Below are 13,327 nucleotides of genomic sequence, written 5' to 3'. Positions count from 1 at the left end.
CGTACTTGCATGAAACGACTTCACACGTGCGGCTCGCCCTGTGACGGATCAACTCTCTTCGTTCGGCCTAGTTCGGAACAATCTTCACGCCGTTTATACTGACTTCAGGCGTTTCTTCGGGCACCAAAGCGACCTTCAATTTCTTTCCAGTTGACCGATCGATGATCGATATCGCGCTTCCCTGTTCCGCAAAGTGCGCGTCCCCCCAAGCCATCAAAGCAAGTAGGGGCAGACCAAAGCTCACACCGATGTCTGTAAGCGCATATCCGTATCTGGTTCGAGAATTGCCTTCTCGGTAGGGAATACGCTTGAGCATCTTGGCGTCGACCAGACGCTTGAGGCGGTCCGTCAGGACAGATCGCGGTATGCCGATATCCGCGCGGAAGTCATCATACCTCATCACACCGTAAAATGCCTCGCGCATAATCAGAATTGTCCATCGATCTGACATGATGTCGGTCGCCAGAGCCGCCCCGCATTTTTCTATGGGGACGGGGGATTGTCGACGATACATGCTATCTGGGTTTGACATCCGGTTTCAGCTCCTATATTTGCATCCTGAGTTCACAATAGGGTTTCAGCTTATGTCTGCAATATCGTTGATTCTTACTGCGAAGATCGTGGTGACAGTTGTTCTGGTGTCGGGGCCGTTCTTGCTGTTGCCGCGGCACCGGCTTGAGACCATGACCGGCGTCTCCGCTGCGTCCGCGACCCTTTTCCGGCTTTACGGAATGGCCGCTACAGCCTTGCTCGTTGGCTACGGCGCAGGGCTTTGGCAAAGCGCGGATGGGGTGTTTCCCTGGGCGGCAGTCCTGATGGGTATCGTGTCCAATGTTGGTGCTGCGGGAATTCTCGCCTTTGCTCCGGCCGCATCGTCTCGGGCTTTTGCCGCCATTTTTGGGACGATTGGTCTTCTTCTTATCTGGGCAGCACTGAGTCCAACGGCTGCCATTCAACAGGTTCTCTCCGGATAGCGAAGATAGAGCTTCTATCGAGCAAACCGCGTCCAAAACCAGATGGTTCAAACCTGCGGTCACTGGCCGCCGTCCTCCCTTCTCCAGACCAAAGAAAGACTACACCTATGCGATCTGTCGACACTCACATCCAACTCTCGGCCCTTTGGCTGTTCATTCTGCTCAACATCATCTTTCGCGATCTCCACCAGTTCGTGATGCCCGGGTTCCTCGAAACCATCATGACAGGCCAATTCAACGGCATGGAGATCACGCCGGAATTGATGTTGATCGGTGGCATCGTTGTCTCGGTGCCAATTTCAATGGTGCCGCTGTCACTGCTCTTGAAACGTCGCTTTGCCCGACCACTCACGTTCGTCGCAGCACTGATCACGTCGGCCACCATGATCCCACCCGCGCCCATTGATTTGGATGACGCCTACCACCTGGCACTTCAACTCATCGCGATGTCGGCAATCGTTTTCATGGCTTGGCAATGGAAGCCGACACTGAACACCGGTGCTGCGCACCACGCATAACCCCAACCAAGAATGGAAAATCCATGACTGACACGAATCCTCCGCTCACGCACGAGAAAAACCAATCGGAGATATTCGGCCACCTCGGCCACACCCATGCATTGATGGCCAATCGTGGCCTAGATCATGCCCTGTCGGTGCTGATCGAGCTTCGGGCGTCTCAAATCAATCAATGCGCCTACTGTGTGGCCATGCATCTCAACCAAGCACGCAAAGCAGGTGTTGCACAAATAAAGCTGGATACGCTCGTTGTCTGGCGCGAGGTGGACCATTTCTCGCCGGCCGAACAAGCGGTCCTCGCCTGGACCGAAGCGCTGACATACCTCGATCGGGACAGGGATCTGTCGGACCTCCGGCGGGAATTGCGAAAGCACTACTCCGATGAGGAGATCTCGGTCATCACAGCTGACATCGGCATGATCAATCTTTGGAACCGAGTTCAGAAGTCAAGGCACTGACGGAAGCTTGCCCGGCAACCGTTACCAAGTAGGTGAGACCCGGTAATCTGGGCTTCACCCTCAACCCGACCGGAAATGTGCTGTGCATGATCTGGGAAGGCCGCAAATTGACGCCAAAGGAGGCGACCGTGACCAACGACATCACATTCGCAAGGCTCACCGAAGTTGAGCTGGCCGAGATTGTAGATCACATGTCCGACCCTCGGGTCGCTGAGCATATGCCGCTTTTGACGTCTGCGTGGGATACAAAGGTCGCGGCCGGGTTTGTGGCCAAAAAAGAGCAATGCTGGGCGCGTGACGAGCTTGGCCACTGGGCTATTATGGCATACGGCCAATATGTCGGATGGGGTGGTTTTCAGAAGGAAGGCGAGGAGTGGGACTTCGGGTTGGTCCTGAAACCTAGCGCGTTCGGTCTTGGACGGCACATTGCAATGAAGGCAATTGATTTCGCGATGGCGGACGACCGCATTCCATTTGTGACCTTTCTGTTGCCACCGTCCCGCAAAAACCTGGGAGCGCTCGGCAGACTGGGTGCAAAGCCGGTTGGCCAAATCGAGTACGATGGCGAGAAGTTCCTCAAATTCCGTCTTGAGACAGTATGACAGCATTGTCCGATCTGTAGCTAACCGACGGCTTCAGAATATGTTGTAGGTTCTGCCCAAACCGGACATCAAAATGTACAATCACATGCTGCGTTGCAGCTGATCAAGAGCCGACGTTCGTACTAATCTCAGATTTTGGTCAACCTGAAATTCGGCCAATCCTACAAATCGTGCTTGAGATCTCTCGTCTATTTAGTGCAGTTCCGCTTCTCCAGGATTGGACATCAGCGGCCGCTCTCAATTCCCCGCTATATGTTTTCACTCACATCGTTGCTCCTGAATTCGAGCGTCTCAAGCGTAGTCGTTTAGTCCGAAGAAAAGGTAGATTTATATTCAGATTGGATTGAGTGTTAGGGTGCAGTCACAACAATGTACCCGCACCTTCAAGCAAAGGTGCTCTTGGATTTTGGGGGAGCGAGTGATCGAATTTTACAAATCTATCTTGAGAACAACGGGACATCGTCAGGTGGTCAACATTTTGCTGTCGCTGGCCATTGCCGCCCTGGCGGCGTTTCCACTGAACTACCAGAAGGAAATCGTGAATGGTCTGACCGAAAAGAACATAAGCCCCGGAGGCTTGCTGTGGCTTGGTACCGCTATGGGCGCGGTGATAACCCTGAGTCTCGCGCTGAAATGGGTGCTGGGGTATCTTTCGAGCGTCCTTGGCGAGGACATGATCCGCAAGCTGCGCAAGCGTATTTGCAATCTGTCTCGCGAAAACCCAGGGGGTTCCGAGAAAGTTGCCTATGGTGCCAAAGCAACAATGGTGTCGGCCGAAGCGGAACAAGTAGGAAAATTCTCTGGTAGCGCTCTGTCTGAACCCATCGTACAAGCCGGAACCCTTGTTGTGATTGTTGGGTATATTGCGGCCAATCAACCCTCTCTGGGGCTGATTGCAATTGGCATGATTATCCCTCAGGTGTTTATTGTTCTTCTCGTTCAGACGCGCGTGAACTCCCTTGTGTCAGACAGGGTTCACACATTGCGCAAAGCCACCAACTGGCTTGTTGACCCTGATCGCTCGGCCGCGGAGATCATTCCCAAATTTGACGAGATCTACGATACCCGTTCCCGGATATTCGTCTGGAAGCTGTCTTCGAAATTTGTACTAAGCGCCATTAACGGAGCCGGGACGGTGGGGGTTCTTGTCGTGGGCGGTTGGCAGGTCCTGGAAGGCAATACGGATGTCGGCACAGTCGTCGCCGCCACCGTAGGTTTGACACGTCTTCAGGGCCCGACGCGGCAGCTGATTGCCTTTTATCGACAGGTCAGTGCAACAGCTGTGAAGTTTGAACTGCTGCGGGAAGCAGGCGTGGATATGGCTGACGCGACCACCTGAAATTTGCACGCATGGATGGACGCCCTATCGTTTGAAGGGGGTAGTATAATGACGAATGAAGCCGGATTTGTGTTCGCTCTGATTGCCGTCGCGGGTGTGCTGATGGCAAGCAACCGTGTTCGCTATGACTTCGTTGCCTTGATAGTTGTTCTTGCGCTTGCCCTCAGCGGCACGCTGACAATTGGGGAGAGCCTATCGGGCTTTGGGAACAGCGTTGTAATCCTTGTCGCCTGCCTTCTTGTGCTGGGCGAAATGTTGGATAGAACCGGCGTTGCTCGCGCAGTAGGGGACGCCATCATGCGGCACGGTGGTCGTGGTGAAACTGGATTGCTGGTGCTCATCATGATCAGCACGGCACTTCTGGGGAGCGTTATGAGCTCAACAGCCGTCGTCGCAATTTTCATACCGGTCATTCTGCGAATTGCTCAAGAAACGGCAAACGACAAGGCTCGTTTTTTGATGCCGATGTCCTATGCCGCGTTGATAAGTGGCATGCTGACCCTGATCGCCACGCCTCCGAACCTTGTCGTCAGTGATGAGTTGGTCGCGCAGGGATACCAGCCTTTCGGTTTGTTCTCCTTCTTTCTGATCGGTGCGTCGGTTCTGGTTGTTGCAGTCCTGTTTGTCTTGTTTTGGGGCCGCTACCGGTTGAAGACCAAGTCGACCCCTGATGAACAGGAGTTCGCAATTTCCGGAACGACGCTTGCAGGTATGTGGGAAACCTTTGGATTGGATGTACATTCCGCGACTTTCAGGGTCACTGGCAAAGTACTCTCAGAGGACGTTGACAAGCTGACGGGAAGTGGCACGGCAATACTCGTTCGACTGAGGCCTGGCGCCAAAGGAAAGTACCTTGCAGCCATGTTTCGTGAAGGTATGGAACTGCTACCGGGTGACATAGTTTTCATTCGAGGAGCCCAAGACGCACTGGCGGAGTTATCAACCAATGCGTTGTTTGCCAAAACTTTGGGTTTTCAGAAATCAAGCGCTGTTTGGATCGATCAGTTGGGTCTCGCGGATGTATTGATCCACCCCGAGGCTAATGTGATTGGTCGACAAATGCATGATGCACCCGGGTTCGAAACCAAAGGGATTGAGATAGTTGGCCTGGTGAGAAACAGCGAGCCCGTCGAACACCCCAACACTGCAGTTTTGCAATCAGGCGATCGCCTTATGCTTGCCGGATCATGGGAAGACTTGGATCGTGCGGTTGAAAGGCATGATATGTTGGTGCTTCTGTCGTTCCCAAATGAGCGGACATCCGTCCCACCGGCAGCTACGGGATTTTGGGCTGCGATTGCCATCATGGCCACGATGGTTGCCCTGACGGTCTCAGAACTCGTCTCAATAACTACTGCAGTACTGATGGCCGCGGTAGCAGCAGTCTTGCTTCGCACGCTTTCCGCCGAAGACGCCTATCGCGCCGTAAAGCTTCCAAGCCTCGTTCTTATCGCCGGGATGTTGCCACTTGCTGACGCGCTGCAGGCTACGGGCGGATCGGACCTAATCGTCGACCAACTGCTTTACCTTGTCGGAGAAGCCAGTCCGCGCGCAGTCATGGCGGCGATCTTTGTTTTAACGGCCTTATTGGGCTTAGTCCTATCCAATACTGCCTCTGCGGTACTTGTTGCGCCGATTGCTATTTCAGCCGCCGAAGCACTTGGGATTTCGCCATACCCAGTTGCGCTGTGTGTTCTGATCGCTGCATCCGCGTCATTTTCGACTCCGATCTCAACACCTGTGGTCACATTGGTCGTTGCACCCGGGGGGTATAGTTTTGCTGACTTCCTAAAGCTCGGTGTGCCGCTCACAATTCTGACCGGCACTGTCGCGGTGATCATCGCTCCAATGCTGTTCCCTTATTAACGGTTTACTCCCTAATTTATGCCGTTGTTTTAGTTGACACTTCGGGGGCAAAGTGAAGTCAATTGTTTACACACCCATACTGGAATCCAACATCGCAGTGAGCAACGAGGCGTTCTGTGTCTTTTTCAGTCCAGTTCTCGGGTGCAGTAACCTGTACCCACGGACCTATGTAATCCTCGGCAAAGTAGGCATGCCCATGTCCAGGTGGTGTCCCGAAAGATAATGCCATATCGAGGGCCAACTGAAACTTGGTCACAACCGGTATAAATGTAAGGTGTTCTGAAACATCTTCCGCGGGCGGTTCTTTCATCCATGGAGGAGCACGCCAGAAGGAAAACGGATCGTAGAAGACAATCGGATCACTTGAGTACTGCAAGAAGACAATTCGCATCTGGCCCCAATCAGCCGCAGCCTTAGACGCGTCCGCGAAGTGGGAAGCGTAGCGAACAATCGAACCATCACCAATTGTAGGCAAAACCCAAGGGCTGCCCGGTTGTCGGGAATTCTGCACACGCTGCCAAAAGTCTGAAGGAAATGGCGGCCCCACCCAGAACGCTCCGTCGATAGGATCACCAACCAGACGAAACAGGTTGGTTGCATACATCGACGACCAGGCCCCGAGGCTTAGTCCGTGCGCATATAGCCTGGGGCGGTCTTCTTTCGGGAGAGTTCGCCAATAGTCATGCACAACTTCCATAAGAGCGGTCGCCTGATCCAGGCCAGTGCGGGTTTCAAGAACCAAAGCAAGTGGTGATTGCATATAGGAATACTGGACGCTTACGGTCGCTATATCACCGTTGTGCATGTATTCGACGGGATCATGCGATCCCGGATCCATCCAACCGGTTCCGGTGGGGCTTGTAACAATCAGGATCTTTCGTTCAAATGCACCAAGGCGTTTCAGCTCCGCCAAGGCCAATTCCGCCCGCTCCATTGGTGTGTCGGCATTTGCCCGACCCACATAAACCCTTATTGGGTCCAAAGCGGGTCTGCCAGAAAATTTTGAAATAACTTCCGCATCCGGCCCGGTCTCGACAAAGTCGCGGCCCGGCTTGCCCATAGCCGCCCAATCGATGAGCGAGGCAGACGACCCGGTTTTGTTTGGATTGGCAGGCTTTGGTGGCGCGGTGTCAAAAAGCTCCTGAGCCGCCTCGTAACTTTCGTCGAGCGTAGCGACTACCCGATCGAAAACGCCATCTCGAGTTACGATAAACAGTACTGTGAACACTGTTAAAGCGCCGAGGATGTTGGCCCGCCTTGGCGGCATGAAGCGATAGAACTTAGCGCGCGTCCATCGAAACATGCCTTCAATCAATTTGCCGATCAGATAGGCGGCGGAAAATGTGAGCAAGGCGATGGGTAGCATTGTCATCAGGTATTGGGTTTCGGCCTCTGCAAGCCCCATCTTGCTACGCAAATCGTTCTGCCACTCAAGGTTAAGGGTGATCGACCAGACCGCGAGTGTCAGTACTGTACCCGTAAGCAACACATCACGCAGAACAGCCAGCTTACGTGGAATTACAGGCAGGTCGGCTGCAAGCCAGATCAAGCCAATCACTTTCCCTATCAAGTATCCAAGCGACATGACCAGGCCACCAAGAACGCCTTGCGCCATCGGCCCACGGGGGATCATGGACGGTGTCAGTGACGCCGTAAACAAAATCAGACCAAGCAGAAAACAAGGAATGGACAATCCAGCAATAAAAGCGCGCAACCGAACCATTTCCCTAATCCTTCCTAATCGTACGGCTTGAGTCCGCCCTGCTTCAGCTAAGAACTTCGCGAAGTTTGCGGCGCGAGCCAGGAACGTTGTTGACTAACTGACCCGTCACAAAATTCACGACAAAACCTAAGCATATTGATATTCTTACATATAGAAAACATTATCTTTTTGTTGCCGAGTGCCAGTCTTTGCATCGGCACGTGTTGTGTCCGTGCGACCTATCACGCGGTGCAATCGGGGATTTGGAAACAATGATCATTCGGGGGGAAGATCAACATGTCGTCAAACAACACCGATCCAAACGACAAGAATGAACGGCATCGGGCACCGCTTTTTGGTATGGCCGGCGTCGTAGGCTTTGTCGCAATCCTTTTTGTCCTGTTCATGGTCTATCTATTCACTCGTTCAGAGGGCCCGACCCGGATCGCTCCCGTCGGCGGTGATGCAACCCAAAGCGAATAAACTATCCAACCTTCACGGATCGGTTCTGTTCAGGAATCTCTCATTACAATCAGGAGCAATTTGATCATGCCCAGCGAACGGCCACATTTTCATGCCAAAGGCAATCCTCCGTCACAGCACACCAAATCCGTTCTGGAGGCCGCACACGATGCCTTGCCTTTCGACGATACCCGCGACTTCGACGAATGCGAACGCGGTCTGATCGCAAAAATGGAGCATCCTAAAATCATGGCGGATGCAGGCAACGTTGCGTGGGACATGGGGCAGTTCGATTTCATTGACGAGGCGGATAGCTACGAAAGCATTCACCCGTCGCTGTTTCGTCAGGCAAAGCTGAACCAGGACTACGGACTATATGAGGTCGTCGAGGGTATTTATCAAATCCGCGGTTTCGATCTGTCCCAGATGTCTTTTGTTCGCGGGAAAACTGGTTGGATCGTTTTCGACGTGATGGTGTCAGCGGAAACCGCACGCGCCGGGTTGGAACTGTTTCGATCACATATTGGCGGAGAGCTTCCCATTACCGCTGTGATCTACTCGCACAATCATGTGGATCATTGGGGCGGGATAAAGGGTATCATATCGGAAGAAGATGTGGCGGCCGGCAAAGTTGAAATCATCGCTCCCGTTGGCTTCATGGACAATACGGTGTCCGAAAACGTTTATGCTGGTAACGCTATGAATCGCAGGGCTTATTACCAGTACGGTATTCTACTACCCGTTGATCCACATGGCTATGTCACACAGGGTCTGGGGCAGGCTGCATCACGTGGCGCTGTGACACTGATTGCCCCTACGCGGATCGTCTCGAAAGACTATGAGGAATTCGAGGTGGATGGCATTCCGATGGTCTTCCAAAACACGCCGGATACTGAGGCGCCGTCGGAAATGAACACCTACATTCCCGGCATGAAGGCTTTGTGGATGGCCGAAAATGTCACCCACTGCTTGCACAATATCTATACCCTTCGCGGCGCTCCAGTACGCGACGCGTTGGTTTGGTCAAAGTACATAGCGCAGGCCTTGTACCGATTTGGTCAAGAGGCCGAAGTTATGTTCGCCGCGCACCACTGGCCGCGATGGGGAAATGCGAGGATTCAAGAGGTGCTGCGGGCGCAGCGCGATATCTACGCGAATATGAACAATCAGGTTCTTCATCACGCAAACAACGGCGTCACAATCAACCAAATCCATAACGTCTACAAAGTCCCCGAGGGTCTTCAGAAACACTGGCACGCTCGCGGTTACCATGGCTCACCTGAGCATAACAGCCGTGGTGTAATCCAGCGATACCTCGGATTTTGGGACTGTAATCCCGCAACACTGATTCCGCCTTCACCGGAAAACTCAGCGCCGGTTTACGTCCGAATGATGGGCGGGGCCGAGGCAATTGTCGCCAATTGCCGCGAAATGTACGACGCTGGTGACTATTTGATGGTTGCTGAAATTCTGAACAAGGTTGCGCTTGCCGAACCCGAAAACGAAGTCGCTCGTGATCTTCTCGCGGATGCCTTCGAGCAAATCGGTTATCAGCAGGAAAACCCTGGGCTTCGCAACTCATTCTTGGCGGGCGCTTTTGAATTGCGATCCGGTATCCCTTCCGGGCAGGCCGTCAAAACAACCAATCCTGACGTTATGCGCGCCATGTCGACTGAGCTGTTTCTGAACTTCCTCGGAATCCGGCTCGATAGCGAAAAAGCTAAGGGGCTGAGGTTTACGATCAATCTGAGAACTCCGGATAATGGAGAGGAATTTATTGTCGAACTGGAAAACGCGACGTTAACGAACACAAAGGGGTATCAGGCTGAAACTGCTGACCTGACGCTGGCGATTGACCGCGCAAAGCTGGAAGAAACTCTGGCCGGAGAGAAGAGTTTTGAACAACACATTGCCGAAGGGTCCGCGCAGATCACGGGTGACCCTTCCATTCTGAAAACACTGGCCAGTCTGCTGGTGGATTTCGACCCAAAATACGAAGTCTTTCCGGGCACACGCGCCAGTGATGAAGAAGCTATTGAACACGACCCCTATGACGCGGAAGAACTGAAGGGTGTGGTGCCTGAGTGATGTGGTGCTCCCGCGCCAAATACCCAAAATATACTGGATCGCGGCCGCATGCTTGACGGGTTGAAGATTGATCGCAGGAACGTGGTTTCGGATCTTGTCGCAGGTGCCACGTTCGCAATCGTCAACGTTCCGCAAGGAATGGCCAATGCTGTTCTTGCGACCGTAAACCCTGTCGCTGGACTTTATGCGCTAATGGTCGCCATGCCCGTCGGCGCAATCTTCACCAGTTCCGTTTTTATGAATGTATCAACGACTGGCGCACTATCGGTCGCCGTCGGTGAGGCATTGTATGGGGTTGAGGACGATAGAAAGATCGGCGCATTGATCGGCCTGGTTATGATGATTGGGATAGTGCAGTTGATTTTTGGGCTGCTGCGTATGGGGCGGCTGGTCCGATATGTATCCAACTCGGTGATGACAGGATTTATTACCGGGATTGCAGCTCTGATCATTCTTGGCTCTATTCCAGATATCACTCGGTTCGAGAGCGTACAGCCAAATCATTTGTTGCGCCTTTCCGATACCGCATTGAACTGGCGTAGTTTCGATACCGCTTCGGTTACTATCGGTGTGGCCACAATTGTCCTTATTTTTCTGATCCAGCAAACGCGATTAAGTAAGTTCTCGCTGATCCTTGCTCTGGGTGCGACAACCGGGTTGGCCACGCTGTTTCAAGGCGGCTCGATCGTGCTGGTGAAAGATGTCGCGATCATTCCCCGAAGCTTGCCCACGCCAATGCTGCCGGACTTAAGCTACTTTCCAGAACTGATCTTGCCCGCCATTGCCATCGCAGTGATCGGGTTGGTACAGGGCGCCGGTGTTGGTCAAAGCTATCCGAACCCCGATGGGCGGTTTCCAGATACTTCGCGTGATTTCGTCGGCCAAGGCGCAGCCAATCTCACAGCAAGCGTGTTTGGTTCGATCCCTTCAGGTGGGTCAATGTCGGGAACGGCTGTCAGTGTTCAGGCCGGAGCGTGTTCGCGCTGGTCAAACATCTTTGCGGGCGTAACAGTGGTATTGATCGTCTTTTTGTTCGTGGACATGGTCAAACTTGTTCCGATGGCCGGTCTGGGTGGGCTTTTGTTCGTGGTGGGCGTGCAGAATGTCCAACCCAAGTCTATTGCTGTCATTTGGCGGACCGGAACGATGGCCCGTGCTGGTTTTACTGCGACGCTGGTGGCAACGCTGTTATTGCCGCTGCAGTTTGCAATCCTGTTAGGCATCGCAATTTCTTTCGTTCTTCAAATTCTGCGCTCCGCTAACCAAATCGAAGTTAGGCAGATCTCCTTGGTCGAAGGGGGATTCCCAATAGAGCGGCCGGGTGCGACCGCTCTTGAGGAAGGCGAAATCACGGTTCTTCGCATTCGCGGAGAACTGTTCTTTGCGTCGGCGCAGGCTCTTGAAGCTCAGTTGCCCGAAGCAGATACGGGACGCCATTCAGTAGTATTATTGGTGCTTCGTGACGTTGACGACTTGGGAAGCACGATCATTCGATTGCTAAGCCGATACTCTAAAGAGCTTGAACATCACGACAGCAAGCTGGTTTTGACCGGTGTGAACAACAAGTTGCAAGGGCAATTGAAACGAACCGGGCTGCTGAAGCGATTGTCGCAAGAGAACGTCTTTGAGGAGCAAGCTGAAATCGGGGCGGCACTTAATGATGCCATGGAACAGTCCCGTATTTGGATCGATGCGAAACGCAATCAGTCATCCAGCACTTTGGGATCAGAAGGACGCAAATAGATGCCCGAAGTCGTATTGGTTTTTACAGGTGTTGTCGTTTTTGCTCAGATGTATGGGCTGGGAACCCGGCAAGAAGTTGGAAGCATTCGTGCGCTGTTGTCCGATACTTCGCTTTTGTTTCGTTCCCTGATTTCAGTTCTCGTCGCGATGCCTTTGGCAACACTCGTCATAATTTTTTTGCTTCCCGTGCGTCCTGAGGTTGCTCTGGGTTTGGCCATTTTGGCCGCCGCGCCCGGAGCGCCTCTCACAACGCGCCGGTCCGAAGCCGCAGCCGCCGATTTCAACTATGTTGCGTCATTGCAGTTGCTTCTTGCTCTGTTGGCAGTGGTTTATACGCCGTTTGTGCTGTTCTTATTTAGTCATCTGCCCCAGGTCGCGGTTACTCCTGTTTCGTTGGATACTGTGGCCGCTCAGGTCGGGCTGGTGACTTTTCTACCGGCAGTGCTTGGATGGGCATCGGCGCGCGCGGTGCCGCGATTGCGAAATCGCCACAACAAGGTGGTGGCGATTGTGTCCAAGGGACTTTATCTCTTGTTCCTTGCCGCTCTTTTGGCTGCGCTGGCGCTTTTGCCAGACCTACGGCAATCACTTGCAATTGGGTGGACCACTGCGTTTTCGGTCGTCATACTTTGTGCCGTCGCGTTAGCGAGTGGCTACACGCTTGGGGGCCCGGTCAGATCGAAAAGAGCGGGCCTTGCCATCGCAACAATTGCGAGGAATATAGGATTGTCTCTTTACATTGCTGAGCAGTCAGAATTGTCTTACCCGGCAATCCCTACTATCCTGCTTTTTGCTCTGATCGGGGTTTGTATGGCTCTACCGGCCTCTGTTGTTTTTAAGCGGTTTTTGGGTGGCACATAGCACTGCTTTTAGCCATGCTCTTTAATTTCGCAAGGTTTCGTTAAGGCAGGTGTACTGCGTACTCAGACATCATTTCCTCCCAGAGAACGAGAGATCAAGAAAACGATACGCAAAGAAATCGCTACAACAAGCAGCTCAGCGGTTAGCGTCAAAAGTAGAGTCATGATGCTGACTGCATCAACCGCCGAAATCGTGTAGGGGCTGGCACCGGTTTCAGCTGCGGATATCTGCAAGCCAACTTGAGGGTTGGCCAGCATTGTGACCAGAAGCGCAAAAGCTGCTCCAAATAATGAAACAATTGTCAGAACAGCGCCGATCGTTCCGACCCAAACGCCGATCCACACGCGACTTTGAAGCCGGGCGGCTGAGGGGTCATCTCCAGTCTCCTTCAGCTTTCGCCCCAACGACAGGTAATGCCAACACCAAAATGTAGTGAAAGCGGGCAGGATCAAACCTAAGAAGGACAGCACGTTGCCAACGCCTGCGCCGCCTCCGACAACGCCAAGCACAACGCCGCCCAGTACAACGACAATGATCAAAAAAATCAGTTGGACCCAGAAACCGATCTGACCAAGCTTTACGAGCGCGTCAGCGACGCGCCCGGTGTTTTCTTCGTCCCAATTAGCGGATTCTTCTGCCATGTTGCAGTGCTCCCAACCAAAGCCCTATGAATGAAAAAGGCCGTTTACACTTTAGATTGGCCATCGACCTCTA

13 protein-coding genes are annotated in these 13,327 nt (G+C 53.1%); 10 read left to right on the top strand and 3 right to left on the bottom strand.

Annotation, left to right across the window (positions count from 1 at the left end):
• Nucleotides 1-67 precede the first annotated feature (67 nt).
• Nucleotides 68-451, bottom strand: a complete 384-nt coding sequence (locus ACR0JF_RS18455) for a winged helix-turn-helix transcriptional regulator (protein ID WP_480669607.1) — start codon at nucleotides 449-451, stop codon at nucleotides 68-70.
• Between the two features lie 133 nt (nucleotides 452-584).
• Between ACR0JF_RS18455 and ACR0JF_RS18450 the strand changes: the two genes are divergently transcribed.
• The 6 genes from ACR0JF_RS18450 (at nucleotide 585) to ACR0JF_RS18425 (ending at nucleotide 5,757) form a co-directional block, all read left to right on the top strand.
• Nucleotides 585-974, top strand: a complete 390-nt coding sequence (locus tag ACR0JF_RS18450; RefSeq protein WP_170662858.1) for a hypothetical protein — start codon at nucleotides 585-587, stop codon at nucleotides 972-974.
• A 107-nt stretch (nucleotides 975-1,081) separates the two neighbouring features.
• Nucleotides 1,082-1,492 carry a DUF6326 family protein gene (locus ACR0JF_RS18445; protein ID WP_170662856.1) on the top strand — a complete coding sequence of 137 codons (411 nt, stop codon included), beginning with the start codon at nucleotides 1,082-1,084 and terminating at the stop codon, nucleotides 1,490-1,492.
• Nucleotides 1,493-1,515: 23 nt separating this feature from the next.
• Complete coding sequence (locus ACR0JF_RS18440) at nucleotides 1,516-1,950, top strand: carboxymuconolactone decarboxylase family protein (protein WP_170662855.1); 435 nt, start codon at nucleotides 1,516-1,518, stop codon at nucleotides 1,948-1,950.
• A 128-nt stretch (nucleotides 1,951-2,078) separates the two neighbouring features.
• A complete protein-coding gene (locus ACR0JF_RS18435; RefSeq protein WP_480669606.1) occupies nucleotides 2,079-2,552 on the top strand; it encodes a GNAT family N-acetyltransferase in 474 nt (157 codons plus the stop codon).
• A 355-nt stretch (nucleotides 2,553-2,907) separates the two neighbouring features.
• Nucleotides 2,908-3,891: an ABC transporter ATP-binding protein gene (locus ACR0JF_RS18430; RefSeq protein ID WP_480669605.1), complete on the top strand. Its 984-nt coding sequence runs from the start codon at nucleotides 2,908-2,910 to the stop codon at nucleotides 3,889-3,891.
• 48 nt (nucleotides 3,892-3,939) lie between these two features.
• On the top strand, nucleotides 3,940-5,757 hold the full coding sequence (locus ACR0JF_RS18425; protein WP_170662854.1) for an SLC13 family permease: 1,818 nt from the start codon (nucleotides 3,940-3,942) through the stop codon (nucleotides 5,755-5,757).
• 58 nt (nucleotides 5,758-5,815) lie between these two features.
• On the opposite strand, the gene ACR0JF_RS18420 is transcribed toward ACR0JF_RS18425, so the two are convergent.
• On the bottom strand, nucleotides 5,816-7,480 hold the full coding sequence (locus ACR0JF_RS18420) for an alpha/beta-hydrolase family protein (protein ID WP_170662853.1): 1,665 nt from the start codon (nucleotides 7,478-7,480) through the stop codon (nucleotides 5,816-5,818).
• A 276-nt stretch (nucleotides 7,481-7,756) separates the two neighbouring features.
• On the opposite strand from ACR0JF_RS18420, the gene ACR0JF_RS18415 reads away from it, so the two are divergent.
• The 4 genes from ACR0JF_RS18415 to ACR0JF_RS18400 all read left to right on the top strand — a co-directional run bounded on the left by ACR0JF_RS18415 (nucleotide 7,757) and on the right by ACR0JF_RS18400 (nucleotide 12,613).
• Nucleotides 7,757-7,942, top strand: a complete 186-nt coding sequence (locus ACR0JF_RS18415) for a hypothetical protein (protein ID WP_058284053.1) — start codon at nucleotides 7,757-7,759, stop codon at nucleotides 7,940-7,942.
• A 66-nt stretch (nucleotides 7,943-8,008) separates the two neighbouring features.
• Nucleotides 8,009-10,009 (top strand): alkyl/aryl-sulfatase, encoded by a 2,001-nt coding sequence (locus ACR0JF_RS18410; protein ID WP_480669604.1) that lies wholly within the window; start codon nucleotides 8,009-8,011, stop codon nucleotides 10,007-10,009.
• A gap of 48 nt (nucleotides 10,010-10,057) precedes the next feature.
• On the top strand, nucleotides 10,058-11,752 hold the full coding sequence (locus ACR0JF_RS18405) for a SulP family inorganic anion transporter (RefSeq protein ID WP_170662852.1): 1,695 nt from the start codon (nucleotides 10,058-10,060) through the stop codon (nucleotides 11,750-11,752).
• Nucleotides 11,753-12,613, top strand: coding sequence for a hypothetical protein (locus tag ACR0JF_RS18400; protein WP_170662851.1), 861 nt, complete (start codon nucleotides 11,753-11,755; stop codon nucleotides 12,611-12,613). It abuts the gene before it with no gap.
• A gap of 62 nt (nucleotides 12,614-12,675) precedes the next feature.
• Here ACR0JF_RS18400 and ACR0JF_RS18395 read toward each other — a convergent pair whose 3' ends face one another.
• Nucleotides 12,676-13,254 carry a DUF3611 family protein gene (locus ACR0JF_RS18395; protein WP_170662850.1) on the bottom strand — a complete coding sequence of 193 codons (579 nt, stop codon included), beginning with the start codon at nucleotides 13,252-13,254 and terminating at the stop codon, nucleotides 12,676-12,678.
• Nucleotides 13,255-13,327 lie beyond the last annotated feature (73 nt).

It is taken from the genome of Ruegeria sp. BG11, from assembly GCF_056538565.1.
The sequence above is the reverse complement of the archived record's forward strand: the minus strand, read 5'-3'. Positions and strand labels throughout refer to the sequence as shown.